At 62.8% G+C, this 19,566-nt stretch carries 19 protein-coding genes; 14 read left to right on the forward strand and 5 right to left on the reverse strand.

Going from position 1 to position 19,566, the window contains the following annotated elements:
- Nucleotides 1–64 precede the first annotated feature (64 nt).
- Nucleotides 65–616 (forward strand): MltR family transcriptional regulator, encoded by a 552-nt coding sequence (locus C3F38_RS02460; RefSeq protein WP_047729562.1) that lies wholly within the window; start codon nucleotides 65–67, stop codon nucleotides 614–616.
- Here C3F38_RS02460 and C3F38_RS02465 read toward each other — a convergent pair.
- Entirely contained in the window at nucleotides 613–1,221 is a 609-nt protein-coding gene (locus C3F38_RS02465) for a LysE family translocator (RefSeq protein WP_038875972.1), read from the reverse strand. The two genes, C3F38_RS02460 and C3F38_RS02465, sit on opposite strands and share 4 nt — an antisense overlap.
- Nucleotides 1,222–1,369: 148 nt before the next feature.
- On the opposite strand from C3F38_RS02465, the gene C3F38_RS02470 reads away from it, so the two are divergent.
- Complete coding sequence (locus C3F38_RS02470; protein WP_038875970.1) at nucleotides 1,370–2,836, forward strand: PLP-dependent aminotransferase family protein; 1,467 nt, start codon at nucleotides 1,370–1,372, stop codon at nucleotides 2,834–2,836.
- 73 nt (nucleotides 2,837–2,909) lie between these two features.
- Nucleotides 2,910–3,272: a YibL family ribosome-associated protein gene (locus tag C3F38_RS02475; RefSeq protein WP_004933989.1), complete on the forward strand. Its 363-nt coding sequence runs from the start codon at nucleotides 2,910–2,912 to the stop codon at nucleotides 3,270–3,272.
- 11 nt (nucleotides 3,273–3,283) lie between these two features.
- Here C3F38_RS02475 and C3F38_RS02480 read toward each other — a convergent pair whose 3' ends face one another.
- A complete protein-coding gene (locus C3F38_RS02480) occupies nucleotides 3,284–4,063 on the reverse strand; it encodes a class I SAM-dependent methyltransferase (RefSeq protein WP_038875967.1) in 780 nt (259 codons plus the stop codon).
- 102 nt (nucleotides 4,064–4,165) lie between these two features.
- A complete protein-coding gene (gene yiiM, locus C3F38_RS02485) occupies nucleotides 4,166–4,837 on the reverse strand; it encodes a 6-hydroxyaminopurine reductase (RefSeq protein ID WP_055317281.1) in 672 nt (223 codons plus the stop codon).
- Between the two features lie 130 nt (nucleotides 4,838–4,967).
- Here yiiM and C3F38_RS02490 point away from each other — a divergent pair, with 130 nt between their 5' ends.
- On the forward strand, nucleotides 4,968–5,582 hold the full coding sequence (locus tag C3F38_RS02490) for a histidine phosphatase family protein (RefSeq protein ID WP_055317280.1): 615 nt from the start codon (nucleotides 4,968–4,970) through the stop codon (nucleotides 5,580–5,582).
- Between the two features lie 32 nt (nucleotides 5,583–5,614).
- Here the strand turns inward: C3F38_RS02490 and C3F38_RS02495 are convergent, their stop codons facing one another.
- Both C3F38_RS02495 and sodA read right to left on the reverse strand, forming a co-directional pair.
- On the reverse strand, nucleotides 5,615–7,543 hold the full coding sequence (locus C3F38_RS02495) for a methyl-accepting chemotaxis protein (protein WP_055317279.1): 1,929 nt from the start codon (nucleotides 7,541–7,543) through the stop codon (nucleotides 5,615–5,617).
- Between the two features lie 125 nt (nucleotides 7,544–7,668).
- Complete coding sequence (sodA, locus tag C3F38_RS02500) at nucleotides 7,669–8,289, reverse strand: superoxide dismutase [Mn] (RefSeq protein ID WP_004934003.1); 621 nt, start codon at nucleotides 8,287–8,289, stop codon at nucleotides 7,669–7,671.
- Nucleotides 8,290–8,706: 417 nt separating this feature from the next.
- On the opposite strand from sodA, the gene fdnG reads away from it, so the two are divergent.
- The 10 genes from fdnG to C3F38_RS02555 all read left to right on the forward strand — a co-directional run bounded on the left by fdnG (nucleotide 8,707) and on the right by C3F38_RS02555 (nucleotide 19,560).
- On the forward strand, nucleotides 8,707–11,754 hold the full coding sequence (gene fdnG / locus C3F38_RS02510) for a formate dehydrogenase-N subunit alpha (RefSeq protein WP_100247447.1): 3,048 nt from the start codon (nucleotides 8,707–8,709) through the stop codon (nucleotides 11,752–11,754).
- Between the two features lie 12 nt (nucleotides 11,755–11,766).
- Nucleotides 11,767–12,669 (forward strand): formate dehydrogenase subunit beta, encoded by a 903-nt coding sequence (fdxH, locus tag C3F38_RS02515; protein ID WP_033649532.1) that lies wholly within the window; start codon nucleotides 11,767–11,769, stop codon nucleotides 12,667–12,669.
- Nucleotides 12,666–13,301 (forward strand): formate dehydrogenase cytochrome b556 subunit, encoded by a 636-nt coding sequence (gene fdoI, locus C3F38_RS02520; protein WP_004934017.1) that lies wholly within the window; start codon nucleotides 12,666–12,668, stop codon nucleotides 13,299–13,301. Before fdxH ends, fdoI begins: the two co-directional genes overlap by 4 nt.
- Nucleotides 13,301–14,230, forward strand: coding sequence for a formate dehydrogenase accessory protein FdhE (gene fdhE / locus C3F38_RS02525; protein WP_038875958.1), 930 nt, complete (start codon nucleotides 13,301–13,303; stop codon nucleotides 14,228–14,230). Before fdoI ends, fdhE begins: the two co-directional genes overlap by 1 nt.
- A gap of 114 nt (nucleotides 14,231–14,344) precedes the next feature.
- Nucleotides 14,345–14,995: a DcrB-related protein gene (locus tag C3F38_RS02530; protein WP_047729554.1), complete on the forward strand. Its 651-nt coding sequence runs from the start codon at nucleotides 14,345–14,347 to the stop codon at nucleotides 14,993–14,995.
- A gap of 40 nt (nucleotides 14,996–15,035) precedes the next feature.
- Entirely contained in the window at nucleotides 15,036–15,641 is a 606-nt protein-coding gene (locus C3F38_RS02535) for a glutathione S-transferase (protein ID WP_038875954.1), read from the forward strand.
- A 68-nt stretch (nucleotides 15,642–15,709) separates the two neighbouring features.
- On the forward strand, nucleotides 15,710–17,104 hold the full coding sequence (gene selA / locus C3F38_RS02540) for an L-seryl-tRNA(Sec) selenium transferase (RefSeq protein WP_047729550.1): 1,395 nt from the start codon (nucleotides 15,710–15,712) through the stop codon (nucleotides 17,102–17,104).
- The gene (gene selB, locus C3F38_RS02545) at nucleotides 17,101–18,942 is read left to right on the forward strand and encodes a selenocysteine-specific translation elongation factor (RefSeq protein WP_055317498.1); all 1,842 of its coding nucleotides are present in this window, start codon (nucleotides 17,101–17,103) and stop codon (nucleotides 18,940–18,942) included. Before selA ends, selB begins: the two co-directional genes overlap by 4 nt.
- 82 nt (nucleotides 18,943–19,024) lie before the next feature.
- Nucleotides 19,025–19,285 carry a CopG family ribbon-helix-helix protein gene (locus tag C3F38_RS02550; protein ID WP_038875948.1) on the forward strand — a complete coding sequence of 87 codons (261 nt, stop codon included), beginning with the start codon at nucleotides 19,025–19,027 and terminating at the stop codon, nucleotides 19,283–19,285.
- Entirely contained in the window at nucleotides 19,285–19,560 is a 276-nt protein-coding gene (locus C3F38_RS02555; RefSeq protein WP_055317499.1) for a type II toxin-antitoxin system RelE/ParE family toxin, read from the forward strand. Before C3F38_RS02550 ends, C3F38_RS02555 begins: the two co-directional genes overlap by 1 nt.
- The last annotated feature ends 6 nt before the right edge of the window (nucleotides 19,561–19,566 follow it).

The raw sequence follows: 19,566 nt of genomic DNA on the forward strand, positions 1-19,566 counted from the left end.
TGCTGCGCTCCTGCAACCCGAGTTCGGCATCGACGGCCCTCCCCACGCCTTTCGAAAAGCGACGATGGAAGAAGCACAGGCATTTGAAAACCAGGTTCTGGAAAAGCTGAACGCGGGCAAAACGGTGCGCAGCTTCCTGATCGCGGCGGTAGAGCTGCTGGCGGAAGCGCTCAACGTGCTGGTGGTGCAGGTATTCCGCAAGGATGACTACGCGGTGAAATATGCCGTCGAACCGCTATTGTCCGGCAGCGGCCCGCTCGGGGAGCTGTCGGTGCGCCTGAAGCTGATGTATGGGCTGGGGGTGATCTCTCGCCACGAATATGAAGACGCCGAGCTGCTGATGGCGATGCGCGAAGAACTGAACCACGACGGCTCGGAATACCGCTTCGTCGACGACGAAATCCTCGGGCCGTTCGGCGAGCTGCACTGCGTGGCCGCGCTGCCGCCGGTGCCGACCTTCCTGCAGCCGGGCGAAGCGGATGAAGCGCTGATCGCCATGCAGCGCCAGCGCTATCAGCAGATGGTGCGCTCCACCATGGTGCTGTCCATTACCGATCTGATCGCCGGCATCGGCGCCAAACAACCTTCCCGGCTCTCTCCTCTCGGCCACGGCTAAGCAAAGGCCGCGCGCCACTCGTCGAACAACAACCACAGCGCGGTGGCAGCCATCAGGCCGGACATCACGCCGTTGAAGGCGCGCAGCTTCCAGGTGACCCGCAGCGCGTTGCGCAACCGGTCGCCCAGCACCGCCCACAGCAGCACGCACGGCAGGTTCAGCAGCGCGAAGCCGGCGATGACCGACAGCGTATGGACAAAGGTGGCGCCTTCGCGCGGGGTGAACAGGATCGCCACGTTGATCACCATCAGCCAGGCCTTGGGGTTGACCGCCTGAAACAGCGCGCCGTTGAGCAGGCTCATCGGCTGCGCCTGCTCTTTGGCGTCCGGCGAGGCCGCCTGGAACAGTTTCCATGACAGCCACAGCAGGTAGGCGCAGCCGATCACCGCCAGCGGGAGGCGGATGACGCCGGCCCAGCTCAGCGCCAGCGCCAGCAGCGGGATAATGATCGCCAGCTGCACCGCACAGCCGACGCAGATGCCAAGCAGCATCGGCAGGGTGCGGCGCAGGCCGAAGTTGACGCCCGACGAGGCCAGCAGCAGGTTGTTGGGGCCGGGGGTAATCGACATGACGGTGACGTAGCTGACAAAGGCGGAGTCCAGCATGGCAGGTTCCTTGAACGTGAAAATGACGGTAATAACGAGAGGATCAGCATAATCGCTGCGATGGGATGGTGACAGATTCACAAATCGGATATTGTCATGGTTACAGTTGTGAAAAATGTAAACTGTACCCATTACCTGGAGAGAAACTGTGACCCTGCTCGATGAAACCCCGGATACCCGTTACCTGCAGCTGGCGGATACGCTGGCCGAGGCCATTCGCCGCGGCACGCTGCGGCCCGGCGACCGCCTGCCGTCGGTACGGCGCTGTGCGCAAACCCATCGCGTCAGCATTAATACTGTGGTGTCGGCTTACCGCACGCTGGAGGATCGCGGGCTGATCGAAGCGCGGCCGCAGTCGGGGTTTTATGTACGCAGCACGCTGCCGGCGCTGAAGATGGCCTCGGCGCCCAGCGGGCGCATCGAACCGCCGGCGGACGACGTGCTGGCGCTGATCGACACCGTGTTTGCCGCCCAGCAAAACCCGGCTTTCACCAACATTGCGCTGGCCTGCCCGCAGACCAGCGATTTTTATCCCGGCGGCAAGCTGGGGCGCATGCTCTCCTCTCAGTTGCGCCGCCAGCCGGATCTGATCGGGCAGTACCCGTTGCCGCCCGGCAGCCTGCGGCTGCGTCAGCAGATCGCCCGCCGCTCGATGACGCTGGGCATGCTGCTGGAGCCGGGCGACGTGGTGCTGACTCACGGCTGCATGGAAGCGCTGCAGCTGGCGCTGCGCGTCACCACCAAACCGGGCGACTGCGTCGGGCTGGAGTCGCCGACCTACTTCTACCTGCTGCCGCTGCTGGCCAGCCTGGGGCTGAAAGCGCTGGAAATCCCCACCGATCCGCAGCTGGGGCTGTCGCTGGATGCGCTGGAACTGCTATTGAACGAGAAACGGCTGAACGCGGTGATCGCCATGCCGACGGTGCAAAACCCGCTGGGCTGCACTATGCCGCTGGCGGCGAAAAAGCGGCTGGCGCGGCTGATGAACGATCATCAAGTGCCGTTGATTGAAGACGGGCTGTATGCCGAGATCCAGTTCGGCGGCGCGCTGTCGCCGGCGGTGAAGGCGTTCGATCGCGACGGCTGGGTGCTGTTTTGCTCCAGCTTTACCAAAACGCTGGCGCCGGATTTTCGCGTCGGCTGGATCTGCGGCGGCCGTTTCCACGAGGCGTTGCGCAAGCTGAAGGCGGTGTCGTCGATGTCCGAGTCGCAGCTGCTGTCGGAAACGCTGGCGACCTTCCTGGAGAGCGGCGGTTACGATCACCATTTGCGCAACCTGCGCAAGCGCTATGCGGCGCAGGTGGACGAGGCGCGGGCGCTGATCGCCCGGCATTTCCCGCGCGGCACGCTGGCCACGCAGCCGGCGGGCGGGTTCGTGTTTTGGGTCGAATTTCCCCCCGGCGTGGACAGCGTGGCGCTGTTCCATCAGCTGCTGGAGGAGCAGATTTGTTTGACGCCGGGCACTTTGTATTCGCCCAGCGGGCGCTATCGCAACGCGCTGCGGCTCTCCTGCTGCTACCCGTTCAACGCGCGCTACACCCAGGCGTTGGCCCGGCTCGGCGCCAGGGCCTGCGAGATGAGCGGCCTGCCGCCCGGCATTGCGCAAGACGGGTAACGGCGCGCGCCTTTTGCTACAATGCCGGTATCGTTGATTAGCGTGCCATTTTGGGCACAACGGGCCAGAGACCATGAAAGAGAAAGAAAAGGCAGAGATCAAGCGCCTGAGCGACCTGCTGGACGCCTTGAACCACAAAGATGCCACTGTGATCCAACAGGGCAACCCTGAGTTGATCGCGCAGCACACCAAAGAGAAAGAGAAGCTGGCGACGGAGATCGAACGCCTGAAAAACGTGCGCGGCGAGAAGCTGAGCGCCGAAGCGCAGAAGCTGAGCAAGCTGCCGTTCAGCCGCGAGATCACCAAGAAAGAGCAGGCCGATATGGGGGCGCTGAAGAAGAGCGCGCGCGGGCTGATCGTGGTGCACCCGATGACCGCGCTGGGCCGCGAGATGGGCCTGAAAGCGGTCACCGGTTACGCCAAGAAAGCGTTCTGAACCCCCGGGCGTCAGACCTTGGTGGTGAAATACGCCTTGGTCTGATAGGGCACGGTGACCGTGTCCTGGCCCCGCAGTTCCTCTTCTTCCGCCACCAGCTGGCGCAACCGCTCGATAACCTGCTCCTGTTGCGGCTGCGGCAGCGCGGCGATAAAGCTGGTTGAACGCACCCGGTTGTAGATCACGTCCTCCACCGCGCCGCGGTGACCCAGCATAAACACCTGTTCCTGCAGCGGTTCAAAGCCTTTGAACGGGAAGAACTTGCGCCATTCGCCGGTATAGAAACGCGGCGCATCGCCTTCGTGGCTATCGACGATCTGATTCAATTTACGCACCCAACCGACGCGCGCATCGCGCATGTTCCACACCAGACCGAGTTTGCCGCCGGGCTTGAGGATGCGCTGGATTTCCGCCAGCGCCTGCGGCGTGGCGAACCAGTGGAAGGATTGGGCGCACACCACCGCATCGACCGACTCGTCCGGTAGCGGGATCGCCTCGGCGGTGCCCGCCAGCGTTTTCACCTGCGGCAGCGCCGCCGACAGTTTTTCCAGCATTTGCGGCACCGGTTCGACGGCGATCACCTGCGCGCCGGTTTCCAGCAGGCGCGGGGTAAACTTGCCGGTACCGGCGCCGAGATCGATGACCGTCATGCCGGCGTGCAGGCCGATAGTTTCACGCAGCCAGACGGCGATTTCCGGCGGGTAATCCGGCCGGCCTTTCACATAGCGATCGGCGTTGGCCTGATAGCCTTCGGCGGCGGCGTGATGAATCAAATGGGTCGGGGGGGTCATTACCTGGCTCCTGGCTGAAAAAACGTGCGGCTACAGTATAGGTGGAAGAATAGGGTTAACGCGGCATTCGGCGCACGTTTTTCATCTTTTACGCCCGCGATTTCAACGGCCGAGCAGGCGGCGGTTGAAGTCCTCGAGGCGCCCTTCGGCAAGCCGCGTGAGCATGGTCTTGCTCCAGCTGGCGGAGAGGCCGGCCACCGCCAACAGGCGGCGATACTGTTCCGCGTCGAACGGCATATGCCAGGCGATGGCGATGGCTTCGGCGACCGACACGTCGCTGTTGCGTGCTGCCAGCTCCAGCGGACGATCGCCGCTGACCGCGCCGGGCGACACCACCCGATACAGCCAGCCGCAGCGGCCGCTTTGCTGCATCAGCACCGAAATATCCTCGATGGCGAAGTGATAATTGAGTTTGAAGCACGGTGAGCGCGGCTGGGTGACCTGGATCAGCGCTTCGCCCCAGCGGAAGATGTCGCCCATAAACACATTGTGTTCGGTCAGCCCTTCGGTGGAGATATTCTCGCCGAAGGCCGGGGCGCAAAACTGCTCTGCCTGCGCCGGAAACTGCTCGCGCCAGCGGGCGTAATGCTCGCGCGGGTAGTGGCACAGCGCGCGGTCAGGCCCGCCGTGGTAGCTTTTTTCCGCCTGTTCGTCGCCTTCCAGGCCGAGCGGCGTGAGCCGGATGGCGCCATCCACCTGGCGTTTGGCGATGGCGCTGGGGCGCCCGCCTTCGTAGGGTTGAATATTGCCGATGTAAACGTCTGGGTGATGCATGTGCGCCTCCGTGTCTCGCGTCGAGGGCTCAGCATAGCCTGAGACGATGTCGTACACTACTCGGCATTTACCTGTACGGAAGGATGTGTTTTTCCTGTCTATAGTTAGGCCTTTATCGTCGAGAAAAAACATGCGTTTCATTGTATTGAGGCATGCGGAATCAGAATGGAACCGCTCAGGAATTATTCAGGGGCGAAGTGACAGTCCGCTGACAGAGGAGGGACAACGTCAAATCGCGGCGCTTGGCGCTCGGTTGCAGATGTTATCGCTCACTTTGCTGGTCAGTTCACCGGCCGGTCGGGCTTGTGTGACGGCGGAGAAGTTGGCGCAGATATGGGGCTGTACTGTGCAAACGGACGAACGCTTGCAGGAGCAAGATTTTGGCAAGCTGGAAGGGTTATCTTATGCGCAGGCCATGCACGATTATCCCGAAGCGACGCAATGCATCTTTGCCGGCCAGGCAGAGGCATCGGCGCCGGGAGGGGAAAATGCCTATGAGGTCGCCCGGCGTATGATGGCTTGCCTGTCCGATCTGGTTGTCGATGGACAAAATCAAACGCTTGGTGTTGTTACGCACGGCCATGCGCTGCAAGCACTGATTTGGTGGCTTAAAGGGGCTGACCCGCAGGAAGACCTTCATAGATATGGTCATCGCAATTGCGGCTACGCAATGCTTGATGTGACCGCCGCTGGTTTTAATTTGTTGAATTGGGGGATAGCAACTCACTTGTTGCCACAAAGATAGGGCGAGGAACAGATGTTCCTCGCTTGAGGGCATCAGAAGGTGGTCCAGTTCTCTTCCGCTGCGGCATTGGCGGCCGCGGGTTTTACCGCCGGCGCTTTCGGCGCGGCGGCTTTCACGGCGGCGGGTTCGGTCTGCTCCGCCAAACGGAACACCGAGACGCTCTGCAGCAGCATGTCGGCCTGTTCTTCCAGCGAATCGGCGGCGGCGGCGGACTCTTCCACCAGCGCGGCGTTCTGCTGGGTGGTGTGGTCCATCTCGACGATCGCCTGGCCAATCTGGGCGATGCCGCGCGTCTGCTCATCGGAGGCGGCGGCGATTTCAGCCATGATGTCGCGCACGTGGGTGACCGAGCGGACGATCTGTTCCATGGTGTTGCCGGTGTTTTCCACCAGTTCGGTGCCGGTTTTCACCCGGCTGACCGATTCGGCGATCAGCCCTTCGATCTCCTTGGCCGCCTGGGCGCTGCGGCTCGCCAGGCTGCGCACTTCGCTGGCAACCACCGAGAAGCCCCGGCCCTGTTCGCCGGCGCGCGCCGCTTCGACCGCGGCGTTGAGCGCCAGGATGTTGGTCTGGAAGGCAATGCCGTTGATCAGGGTGGTAATTTCGGCGATACGCTGCGAACTGCTGGAGATATCGCGCATGGTGCTGACCACGTTTTCCACCAGCTTGCCGCCCTGCTGCGCGGTCTGCGAGGCGTCGGTGGCCAGCTGATTGGCGTGATGGGCGTTGTCGGCGTTCTGTTTCACCGTGGCGGTCAGCTGTTCCATGCTGGCGGCGGTTTCCTCGACCGCCGCCGCCTGCTGCTCGGTGCGGGAAGAGAGATCGGTGTTGCCGGCGGCGATTTCCGCAGAGGCGGTAGAAACCTGGCTGACCCCCATCTGGATCTTCTCAATCATGGTGCGCAGATTTTGGCTCATGGCCGCCACCGCGTTCAGCAGCTGCCCCAGCTCGTCGCGGCGGGTGCTGGTCTGCGCCTGGCGCAGGTCGCCGCCGGCGATGCGTTCCGCCATGGCCAGCGTGCTGTGCAGCGGACGGGTGATCTGCAGCGTGATGCGCCAGGCGATAAGCACCCCGGCGATGATGGCGATCAGGGTGGTGATGCCCATTTGCAGCTGCGCCAGATTGATGTTGTTGCGCGTCTGCACCAGCTCGTCCTGCATAAAGGCGTTGACCAGCATGCCGATCGCTTGCGCGCGTTCGCCGAGCTGCCGGCTGATCTGCTGCTCGTGCTCATAGGCCGGTAGGTAAGCCGTGATGCGGTTTTTGTAATCGTCCAGGGCGGCCAGCAGCGGCTGCAGCTGCGGGCGCTGCGCGTCGCTGACCCGTCGGCTCAGGGCGTTGGCCGCGTCGCGCGCGTCGTCAATGGCCGCCATCAGCGGGGCTTCAGTTTCCTTGTTCAGGCTCAGTAGCAGGCCGCGCGCGCCGTAGCGCACCTGGGTCAGCTTCTGGTTCAGTTGGATAAAGGCCAGCTGCAGATCGCTGTTGGTCAGCTGGCGTTCCACCTGGCTCAGGCTGGCCTGCACTTCCGACATGTTCCAGCTCTGGCGCACTGCGTCTTTCGCCGTGACCGCCTGCTCAAAGACTTTTTGCTGCTGTTGATATTCCCCGATCAGCGTCACCAGACGCTGCAGATCCTTGCGGCTTTGGGCGTCCCAGTTCAGCGCCTGCCCCTGGTCTATCAGTTTGACGGCGTTCTCAATATTGGCGCGGTTGTTCTGGATGTACTCCGGCCGGTAGGTCTGGCCGTACATGGCGCGATTGTATTTGGCCTGGTTGATCTCCTCGTTCAGCCGGTTGCTGAAGTCGATGCGATCGGCGCGGGATTCGATGATGTGCAGATATTGCGCCCCGGTGCCGGCGATGACGACCGCCAACAGCAGCAACAGCGCGAAGCCGAGACCGAGCTTTTTACCTACGGTGAGATGAGTGAACTTTCCTGCTAATGCTTGCAATGCCGCCATAGCGTTTTTCCTTCTCCGGGCGAACGTCAATTGAACAAACCATCGGCAAGAAGTGGTCAAACTTTAGCGGATTTCAGGCAAAAAAATACCCGCCGGTGGCGGGTATCTTCATCAACGGGGGCGAATTACTTCTTCGCGGCGAAGCGTGCGGCGGCTTCGTCCCAGTTGACCACGTTCCAGAACGCCTTGATGTAGTCAGGGCGTTTGTTCTGATATTTCAGGTAGTAAGCGTGTTCCCACACGTCCAGACCGATGATTGGGAAACCGGAAGCGCCGGCGACGGCTTCGCCCATCAGCGGGCTGTCCTGGTTAGCGGTAGACACCACGGCCAGTTTGCCGTCTTTCAGCACCAGCCAGGCCCAACCGGAACCGAAGCGGGTGGCTGCGGCTTTCTCGAACTCTTCCTGGAATTTCTCAACGCTGCCGAAATCGCGCTCGATGGCCGCTTTCAGATCGCCGCCCAGCGTGGTGCCGGTTTTCAGGTTTTTCCAGAAGAAGCTGTGGTTGGCGTGGCCGCCGGCGTTGTTGCGCATGAAGGTGCGTTTGTCGGCAGGCACTTTATCCAGATCCTGGATCAGCTCTTCAACGCTGTATTTGGCCAGCTCAGGGTAGGCTTCCAGCACGGTGTTGGCGTTGTTGACGTAGGTCTGGTGGTGTTTGGTGTGATGGATTTCCATCGTCTGCTTGTCGAAATGCGGTTCCAGTGCGTCGTAAGCGTACGGCAGGGATGGCAGTGAATAACTCATAATCATCATCTCCAGTGGTGTATGGGCGGCGCAAAGGGCGAGCACCGCGTAAGCAGTCGGATCATTATAGTTAATTAAATGATATTGAAAATGATTATCAATGCCCTGTGAACTGTGTGGTTAATGAACGAATCGCTGCGCTAACATACTGATAGAAGAGGGCGGCGGGTGGCCGCCTCAAGCCGTCGATCCGGCGCGTGGGTTACTCTCTATACTGTAGGGAGCACCAACGCCGAAATGTATCGAAATGTGCCAATGCGTTCACTGAATGAGCACGAGTGTGTAACAACCACAAGCACGCTGTGGTAATATGGCCGGCGTTCGTAGCAAGCATAACAACAGTGACATTCGCGTTTGCCGCGCTAGCGGGGCAGGCGCATTTGAACAATGTGACAATCGAGAGTAAAGGAGACCCCCATGCAGGTCAGCAGAAGGCAGTTCTTTAAGATCTGCGCTGGCGGTATGGCAGGAACGACGGTGGCCGCGCTGGGCTTTGCCCCCGAAGTGGCGTTGGCGGAAACCCGGCAGTACAAACTGCTGCGCGCCCGCGAGACCCGTAATACCTGTACGTATTGTTCCGTCGGCTGTGGGCTGTTGATGTACAGCCTTGGTGATGGCGCCAAAAACGCCAAAGAAAGCATTTTCCATATCGAAGGGGATCCGGATCACCCGGTAAACCGCGGTGCGCTTTGCCCGAAAGGCGCCGGCCTGGTTGACTTCATCCACAGCGAAAGCCGCCTCAAGTACCCGGAATACCGGGCGCCGGGGTCGGACAAATGGCAACGTATCAGCTGGGACGACGCCTTTACCCGCATCGCCAAGCTGGTGAAAGAAGACCGTGACGCCAACTTCATCAAAACCAACGACCAGGGCGTTACCGTCAACCGTTGGCTGACCACCGGCATGCTGTGCGCCTCGGCCGCCAGCAACGAAACCGGTTTTCTGTCGCAAAAATTTAGTCGCGCTCTCGGCATGCTTGCCGTAGACAACCAGGCGCGTGTCTGACACGGACCAACGGTAGCAAGTCTTGCTCCAACATTTGGTCGCGGTGCGATGACCAACCACTGGGTTGATATCAAGAACGCGAATTTGATTATCGTCATGGGCGGTAATGCGGCGGAAGCGCATCCGGTGGGGTTCCGCTGGGCGATGGAAGCCAAAATACACAACAATGCCAAGCTGATCGTGATCGATCCGCGCTTTACCCGAACCGCATCGGTGGCGGACTTCTACACGCCGATCCGCTCCGGGACCGACATCGCTTTCCTGTCGGGCGTGTTGCTGTATCTGATGACCAACAACAAGTTCAACCGCGAATACGTCGAGGCCTACACCAACGCCAGCCTGCTGGTGCGGGAAGACTTTGCCTTCGAAGACGGCTTGTTCAGCGGCTACGACGCGGAAAACCGCAAGTACGACAAAACCACCTGGAACTACCAGTTCGACGAGAACGGCTTCGCCAAGCGCGACGTCACGCTGCAGGATCCGCGCTGCGTGTGGAACATGCTGAAACAGCACGTGAGCCGCTACACGCCGGACGTGGTGACCAACATCTGCGGCACGCCGAAGGACGATTTCCTCAAGGTGTGCGAATACATCGCCGAAACCTGCGTCGCGGATAAAACCGCTTCGTTCCTGTACGCCCTGGGCTGGACTCAGCACTCGGTCGGCGCGCAGAACATCCGCACCATGGCGATGATCCAGCTGCTGCTCGGCAACATGGGCATGGCGGGCGGCGGCGTCAACGCGCTGCGCGGCCACTCCAACATCCAGGGGCTGACCGATCTCGGCCTGCTGTCGCAGAGCCTGCCGGGCTACATGACGCTGCCGTCGGAGAAACAGACCGATCTCGACACCTACCTGAAGGCCAACACGCCGAAGGCGCTGCTGCCGGGCCAGGTGAACTACTGGGGCAACTACCCGAAATTCTTCGTCAGCATGATGAAGACCTTCTACGGCGACAAGGCGCAGAAGGACAACAGCTGGGGCTTTGACTGGTTGCCGAAGTGGGACAAAGGCTACGACGTGCTGCAGTACTTCGAGATGATGGCGCAGGGCAAGGTCAACGGCTACTTCTGCCAGGGCTTTAACCCGGTGGCGTCGTTCCCGAATAAAAACAAGGTAGTGGCTTCGCTGTCCAAGCTGAAGTTCCTGGTGACCATCGATCCGTTGAACACCGAGACCTCCAACTTCTGGCAGAACCACGGCGAGTTCAACGACGTCGATTCGTCGCAGATCCAGACCGAAGTGTTCCGCCTGCCGTCTACCTGCTTCGCCGAAGAAAACGGCTCGATCGTCAACTCCGGCCGCTGGCTGCAGTGGCACTGGAAAGGTGCAGATGCCCCGGGCGAAGCGCTGAACGACGGCGAGATCCTGGCGGGCATCTTCAGCCGCCTGCGCGAGATGTATGCGCGCGACGGCGGTGCGGTGCCGGAACAGGTGCTGAACATGCGCTGGGACTACCTGACGCCGGACAACCCGGCGCCGGAAGAGGTGGCGCAGGAGAACAACGGCAAGGCGCTGGCGGATCTGCTGGATGCCGACGGCAAAGTGCTGGTGAAAAAAGGCGAGCTGCTCAGCTCGTTCGCGCAGCTGCGCGACGACGGCACCACCGCCAGCGGCTGCTGGATCTTCGCCGGCAGCTGGACGCCGGCCGGCAACCAGATGGCGCGGCGCGACAACGCCGATCCGTCCGGCCTCGGCAATACGCTGGGCTGGGCCTGGGCATGGCCGCTCAACCGCCGCATCCTGTACAACCGCGCCTCGGCGGACCCGCAGGGTAAACCGTGGGATCCGAAACGCCAGCTGCTGGAGTGGGACGGCGCCAAGTGGGTCGGGGCCGATATCCCGGACTACAGCACCGCCGCGCCGGGCAGCAACGTCGGGCCGTTCATCATGCAGCCGGAAGGCATGGGCCGCCTGTTCGCCACCGACAAGATGGCGGAAGGGCCGTTCCCTGAACACTACGAGCCGTTCGAAACGCCGCTCGGCACCAACCCGCTGCACCCGAACGTGGTGTCCAACCCGGCGGCGCGCGTGTTCAAGGACGATCTGGCGGCGATGGGCAAATCCGACAAGTTCCCTTACGTCGGCACCACCTATCGTCTGACCGAGCACTTCCACTACTGGACCAAGCACGCGCGGCTGAACGCCATCGCGCAGCCGGAGCAGTTCGTGGAAATCGGCGAGAAGCTGGCGGAGAAGAAAGGCATCAAGCAGGGCGACACCGTGAAGGTCAGTTCCAACCGCGGCTACATCAAGGCCAAGGCGGTGGTGACCAAGCGTATTCGCACGCTGCAGGTGCACGGCCAGGAAGTCGACACCATCGGCATCCCGATCCACTGGGGTTACGAAGGGGTGGCGAAGAAAGGCTTTATCGCCAACACGCTGACGCCGTTCGTCGGCGACGCCAATACGCAAACGCCGGAGTTCAAGGCGTTCCTGGTCAACGTGGAAAAGGTGTAACGGAGACGAATTATGGCCATGCAATCTCAAGACATCATTCGTAAATCCGCCACCAATGGCTTCACGCCGGCGCCGCGCGCCCGTGACCACCAGGAAGAAGTGGCCAAACTGATCGATGTCACTACCTGTATCGGCTGCAAGGCCTGTCAGGTGGCCTGTTCCGAATGGAACGACATCCGCGACGAGGTGGGGCACAACGTCGGGGTGTACGATAACCCCGCCGATCTGACCGCCAAGTCGTGGACGGTGATGCGCTTCTCCGAGGTGGAGGAAAACGGCAAGCTGGAATGGCTGATCCGCAAGGATGGCTGCATGCACTGCGCCGATCCGGGCTGCCTGAAGGCCTGCCCGTCGGAAGGCGCGATCATTCAGTACGCCAACGGCATCGTCGACTTCCAGTCCGAGCACTGCATCGGCTGCGGCTACTGCATCGCCGGCTGCCCGTTCGACGTACCGCGCATGAACAAGGACGACAACCGGGTGTACAAGTGCACCCTGTGCGTCGACCGCGTGGACGTCGGCCAGGAACCGGCCTGCGTGAAAACCTGCCCGACCGGCGCCATTCACTTCGGCACCAAGGAAGCGATGAAGCAGGTGGCGGCAGATCGCGTCAGCGAGCTGAACACCCGCGGCTACCAGAACGCCGGTCTGTACGATCCGGCGGGGGTGGGCGGCACGCACGTGATGTACGTGCTGCACCACGCCGACAAACCGCAGCTGTACCACGGTTTGCCGGACAACCCGAGCATCAGCCCGGCGGTGACCTTCTGGAAGGGCGTGTGGAAACCCCTGGCGGCCATCGGCTTTGCCGCCACCTTCGCGGCCAGCGTGTTCCACTACGTCGGCGTCGGGCCTAACCGCGTCGACGATGAGGACGAGCACGACGAGTCGCATGACGAGGAGACGCGCAAATGAGAAAGGAAAAGCCCATTCAGCGTTACAGCGCACCGGAGCGCATCAACCACTGGATCGTGGCGTTCTGCTTCGTGTTCGCCGCCATCAGCGGGCTGGGGTTCTTCTTCCCCTCCTTCAACTGGCTGATGAACATCTTCGGGACGCCGCAGCTGGCGCGCATTCTGCACCCGTTTGTCGGGGTGATCATGTTTGCCGCGTTCCTGCTGATGTTCCTGCGCTACTGGAAGCATAACCTGATCAACCGGGAAGATATCGTCTGGGCCAAGAACATCCACAAAATCGCCATGAACGAGGAAGTGGGTGACACCGGGCGCTATAATTTTGGCCAGAAGTGCGTGTTCTGGGCGGCGATTATCAGCCTGGTGCTGCTGCTGGCCAGCGGCGTGGTGATCTGGCGGCCATATTTTGCGCCGTCGTTCTCCATCCCGCTGATCCGCATCGCGCTGCTGGTGCATTCGCTGGCCGCGGTCGGCCTGATTATCGTGATTATGGTGCACATTTACGCCGCATTGTGGGTAAAAGGCACCATTACCGCGATGGTGGAAGGCTGGGTGCCGGCGGCCTGGGCCAAGAAACATCATCCGCGCTGGTACCGTGAGGTCCGCGAGAAACGACAGGAAGATAAACCCTGATGAGTATCCGCATCGTTCCTAAAGAGCAGTTAGGGGCACAGCGTGAGAAGTCCACAACGGCGGAGAATATCCCGCCGTTACTTTTCGCCAACCTGAAAAGCCTGTACAGCCGCCGCGCCGATCGTCTGCGTCAGCTGGCGGTCGACAATCCGCTGGGCGACTACCTGAACTTCGCTGCCGAGCTGGCGCAGGCGCAGCAGCATGCGCTGCACGATAACCCGCTGGAGCTCGATCTGAGCGAAGCGCTGGCGCAGGGCGCCGCCAGCGGCAAACCGCCGCTCGATCTGAGCGTGTTCCCGCGCAGCGAGCACTGGCGCAAGCTGCTGACGTCGCTGATCGCCGAGCTGCGCCCGCAGGCGCCGGAGCATATCCTGGCGGTGCTGGACAACCTGGAGAAAGCCTCGGCACACGAGCTGGAGCTGATGGCCGACGCCTTGCTCAACCGTGAGTTCGGCAAGGTGGGCAGCGAGAAGGCACCGTTCCTCTGGGCCGCGCTGTCGCTCTATTGGGCGCAGATGGCCAGCCTGATCCCCGGCAAGGCGCGCGCCGAATACGGCGAGCAGCGCCAGTTCTGCCCGGTGTGCGGCAGCATCCCGGTTTCCAGCATGGTGCACATCGGCACCGTCAACGGCCTGCGCTACCTGCACTGCAACCTGTGCGAAAGCGAATGGCACGTGGTGCGGGTGAAGTGCAGCAACTGCGAGCAGACCCGCGATCTCAACTACTGGTCGCTGGACAGCGAGCAGGCGGCGGTGAAGGCGGAGAGCTGCGGCGACTGCGGCACTTACCTGAAGATCCTCTATCAGGAAAAAGATCCGCAGGTCGAAGCGGTGGCCGACGATCTGGCTTCGCTGGTGCTGGACGCCCGCATGGAAGAAGAAGGCTTCGGCCGCAGCAGCATCAATCCGTTCCTGTTCCCGGCGGAGTAACCGCCCGGCCCCGTTCGCGCGGGGCCGGACCAGCAATTTCAGAACGGGCTTCTGGCATTCGCCCGGGCGAGTTGCTACGTTTAGGCCATAACGCGCCAAGCGAAAGGAACCACGATGTTAAACACCCTGGCAAAATTGACCGCGGTCGCCGTGCTGGCGATGGGGCTGGCGGCCTGCGACAACAAAGACGACACCAAACCGGCGGTACCGCCACCGGACACCAAGCCGACCGTGACGCAGCCCGCGCCACCGCCGCCGCCTGCGCCGGCAGAAACCCCGCCCGCGCCGCCGGGGCTGAGCGTGTCGCTGCAGAAGGGCAAAATCACCTTCGAGCTGCCGCCGGGCTTTAGCGATCAGACGCTGAACAGCGGCATCATCAACGACAACACCTCCACCATTCAGCGCTTCCTTGACGGCAAGTCGCGCCAGAGCGCGGTTTCGTCCGAGGTGATCCCGCCGGACGACATGAAGCTCAACACCAGCGACAAAATGCTGAAAGAGCTGGCGCAGAGCGCCATCACGGTGCTGGCCGAGCGCTATCAGAATATCCAGACCATCAAAGAAGAGAACTTCACCGTCGGCAAACAGAAGTTTCGCCGGGTGGATACCGAGCAGACCGTCAACGGGCAGAAGGTGGTGTCCACGCTGGTGCTGACGGTGTTCAACAAGCGGGTGGTGACGCTGCAAATGCTGTCGCCGGCCAAAACGCCGGAAGTGCACCAGGCGCTGGTGCAGCGGATTATCGATACCCTGGCGGTGAAGTAAGGGCGCCGCGCCGCGGCCAGGACGAAGCGGAGGAGAACGGATGAAGCTTATCGGCAGTTACACCAGTCCCTTTGTGCGCAAGATTTCCGTGATGCTGCTGGAGAAGGGGATAGCGTTCGAATTCGTCAACGATCCGCCGTATGAACCCGGCAGCCGGGTGAAGGAGCTGAACCCACTCGCCAAGGTGCCGGTGCTGATCGCCGATGACGGCGAGGTGTTTTACGACTCGCCGGTGGTGGCCGAATACCTTGAGCTGCTGGCGGTGGAACCGGCGTTCTTGCCGGCCGATCGCGCCGCCGCGTTGCGCGTCCGCCAGGTGGCGGCGCTGGCGGACGGCGTGACCGAAGCGGCAGCGACCCTGTTTCGCGAAAGCCGGCGCGCGCCGGAAAAACAGGACGAAAACTGGATGCTGCGCCAGCGTGACAAACTGACGCAGGGGTTGGATGCGCTGGAGGCGCTGGCGCGGGAAAAAACGTGGCTCAATGCCGAGCGGCTGACGCTGGCGGATATCGCCACCGGCTGCGCGCTGGGCTACCTCAATTTCCGCCGCATCCTGCCCAACTGGTGCGTCGAGCGCCCGGCGCTGGTCAAGCTGGCCGAACGCCTGTTCGCCCGCGAAAGCTTCGCCCGCACCTCGCCTCCCTGAGCTTTTTTCTCCCCCGCCGCGGCGGGGTTTTGCTATGCCGATACGTCTAAACTGAAAACCGAGCGACCATGAGCACTGAATCCCACCTTCTTTACAGCCAACTGCCCGCCATCGACCGCCTGCTGCGAGAACCCGCGATTGAACCGCTGGTGGCGCAGCATGGCCAGACGCTGATCGGCGAACTGCTGCGCCGGCTGCAGGCCGAGGCGCGCGCCGCGATCAAGCAACAGCAACGTTTACCCGCCTGGTGCGACGACTGGCCGCAGGCGCTGCGGGCGGAGCTGGCCCGGCAGCAACGCCCGGCTTTGCTGCCGGTGTTCAACCTCAGCGGCACCGTGCTGCACACCAACCTCGGGCGCGCCCTGCTGGCGCAGCCGGTGAAGGACGCGGTAAGCGCGGTGATGGGGGAGGCGGTGACGCTGGAGTACGATCTGGACGGTGCCGGGCGCGGCCATCGCGATCGGGCGGTAGCGGATCTGCTGTGCCGGCTGACCGGCGCGGAGGACGCCTGTATCGTCAATAACAACGCGGCGGCGGTGCTGCTGATGCTGGCGGCGATCGCCCCCGGCAAAGAGGTGGTGGTGTCGCGCGGCGAGCTGGTGGAGATCGGCGGCGCGTTCCGCATACCCGACGTGATGCGCCAGGCGGGCTGCCAACTGGTGGAGGTCGGCACCACCAACCGCACCCATCTGAAAGATTACCGCCAGGCCATCAACGAGCAGACCGGCCTGTTGATGAAAGTGCACACCAGCAACTACAGCATTCAGGGCTTTACCGCGGCGGTCGACGAGGCCGAACTGGCGCTGCTCGGGGCCGAACAGGGCGTGCCGACCGCCACCGATCTGGGCAGCGGCTCGCTGATCGATATGGCGCAGTACGGCCTGCCCGCCGAACCGATGCCGCAGCGGCTGCTGGCCGCCGGCGTCGATCTGGTGACGTTCTCCGGCGATAAGCTGCTGGGCGGCCCGCAGGCCGGCATCATCGTCGGCAAAAAGGCGCTGATCGCTCGCCTGCAGCAGCATCCGCTCAAACGCGCGCTGCGCGTCGGCAAGCTGACGCTGGCGGCCCTGGAGGCCACGCTGCGGCTCTATCTGCAGCCGGAAAAACTGGCTGAGCAGCTGCCGACGCTGCGGCTGCTGACCCGCCCGCAGCTGGAGATGCAACAGGCGGCCGAGCGGCTGCTGGCGGCGCTGACGCCACGGTTCAGCGCCGATTTCGAGCTGCGCGCCGAACCGTGCTGGTCGCAGATTGGCAGCGGTTCACTGCCGGTGGATCGCCTGCCCAGCTATGCGCTGACCTTCACGCCGCGCGACGGCCGCGGCGCCACGCTGGAGGCGTTGGCCGAGCGCTGGCGCCGCCTGCCCCAGCCGGTGATCGGCCGCCTCGGCGACGGCCGGCTGTGGCTGGATCTGCGCTGTCTGGAACAGGAAGGGGCGCTGATCGAAGCGCTGAGCGCCTCATGATCATCGCCACCGCCGGCCATGTCGATCATGGCAAAACCACCCTGCTGCAGGCGATCTCGGGGATCAACGCGGATCGCCTGCCGGAAGAAAAGCGCCGCGGCATGACCATCGATCTGGGTTACGCCTACTGGCCACAGCCGGACGGCCGGGTGCTGGGTTTTATCGACGTGCCCGGCCACGAGAAATTCCTCGCCAATATGCTGGCGGGCGTCGGCGGTATCGACCATGCATTGCTGGTGGTGGCCTGCGACGACGGCGTGATGGCGCAAACCCGCGAGCATCTGGCGATCCTGCGCCTGAGCGGGCGCCCGGCGCTGACGGTGGCGTTGACCAAGGCCGACCGGGTGGACGCGGCGCGTGTCGACGAGGTACGCCGCCAGGTGCGCGACGAACTGGCGCGCCAGGGCTGGCCCGATGCGCCGCTGTTTGTTACCGCGGCGGCGGCGGGAGAGGGCATCGAGGTGCTGCGCGCGCATTTGCTGGCGTTATTGCCCGGCGAGCACGCGCTGACGCGCCGTTTTCGCCTGGCGGTAGACCGTGCGTTCAGCGTCAAAGGGGCGGGGCTGGTGGTGACCGGCACCGCGCTCGGCGGCCGGGTGCAGGTGGGGGATACACTGTGGCTGACCGGCGCCGACGCGCCGGTGCGGGTGCGTGGCCTGCACGCTCAAAATCAGACCGTGGAGCAGGCGCAGGCCGGGCAACGCATCGCGTTGAACATCAGCGGCGACGCCGATAGAGACCGGATCGCGCGCGGCGACTGGCTGCTGGCGCAGCGTCCGCCGGAGGCGGCGGAACGCATTCTGGTGGCGCTGGAAGCGGATCGGCCGATCCGCCATTGGCAGCCGCTGCATCTGCACCATGCCGCCAGCCACATCACCGGGCGCATTTCGCTGCTGAACGACGGGCTGGCGGAACTGATCCTCGATCGCCCTCTGTGGCTGGCGGAGAACGATCGGCTGGTGCTGCGCGATATTGGCGCACGGCAAACGCTGGGCGCGGCCCGGGTGCTCAGGCTGAGCGCGCCCAAGCGCGGCAAGCGCCAGCCGGACTACCTGGCATGGCTGCAGGCTCTGGCGCAGGCGCAAGACGATGTGCAGGTGCTGGCGCTTGAGCTGCCGCAGGGCGCGCTGTCGCTGGCGGCGTTCGCCTGGGCGCGTCAGTTGACCGACGACGGCCTGGCGGCACTGCTGGCGGACCGCGATCTGCTGATCGTCGGTGACCGGGCGCTGGCGCAGGAGCAGGTGCAACAGGCAGAGAGCCGGCTGCTGCAGGTGCTGGCGGAGTACCACCAACAGCACGCCGACCAGCTGGGGTTAGGGCGCGCCCGCCTGCGGCGCATGGCGCTGCCTCAGCAGCCGGAAGCGTTGGTGTTTATGATGATCGATCGGCTGCTGAAAGCCGGTGCGCTGCGCAATACGCGCGGCTGGCTGCATCTGCCGGAACACGGTCTGGCATTCAGCGCCGAAGAGGCGCAGCTGTGGGCATGCATCGAACCGCTGTTCGGCGACGAGCCGTGGTGGGTGCGCGATCTGGCGAGCGAGTTGGGCGAGGAAGAGAGCCGGGTACGGGCGCTGCTGCGCAAGGCGGCTCAGCTGGGCCATGTGACGGCGGTGGTGGTGGATCGCTACTACCTCAGCCGACGCATCGATCAGTTCGCGGCGCTGATCCGCGAGCTGGATGCGGAGCGGGGCGGCGCCAACGCCGCCGACTTCCGCGATCGGCTCGGCGTCGGGCGCAAGCTGGCGATCCAGGTGCTGGAGTTCTTCGATCGCAGCGGCTTTACCCGCCGCAAGGGTAACGAGCATCTGCTGCGCGACGGCGGATTGTTCGGCAACTGATTGCGTATTTTTTGTTCTCTGATGGCGGTATAATCAGGTTTAATCACTTTGATTGATGTTGATTGTACTGAGGAGCAAGACGATGAATACGAAAGTCATCACCGCTCATGTGCCGCTGCCTTTGGCTGAAAAGGTGGATGAAATGGCCGCCAAACTTGAACGTTCACGGGGATGGATAGTGAAACAAGCCCTCGCCGCCTGGCTCGAGCAAGAGGAAGAGCGCCGTCGGTTAACGCTGGCGGCGTTGGCCGATGTCGAACAGCAAAACGTTATCGATCATGAGTCGGTAGAAGCCTGGGCTGCCAGCCTGGACAGTGACGATCCGCTGCCGGTACCGCGCTGATGGCGTTAAAATGGACGAGTAAGGCGCTATCGGATTTGGCGCGTTTGTTTGAGTTTCTTGCCTTGGCTAACCGCACTGTGGCAGCGAATTCGGTGAAGGGCTTGGTCGCCGCGCCTAAAGCGTTGCTTGATAATCCTCGCCTGGGTGAAAGACTGGATGAGTTTTTACCGCAGGAAGTGAGACGTATTCTGGTCGGCCGTTATGAGATACGTTACCAGGTGCAGCCGGCAACGATTTATGTTCTGCGTATTTGGCATACCCGCGAAGAGCGATAGGCCGAA

The organism is Serratia sp. SSNIH1 (assembly GCF_002935055.1).
In the GTDB taxonomy this organism is placed as follows: Bacteria; Pseudomonadota; Gammaproteobacteria; order Enterobacterales; family Enterobacteriaceae; genus Serratia; species Serratia nevei.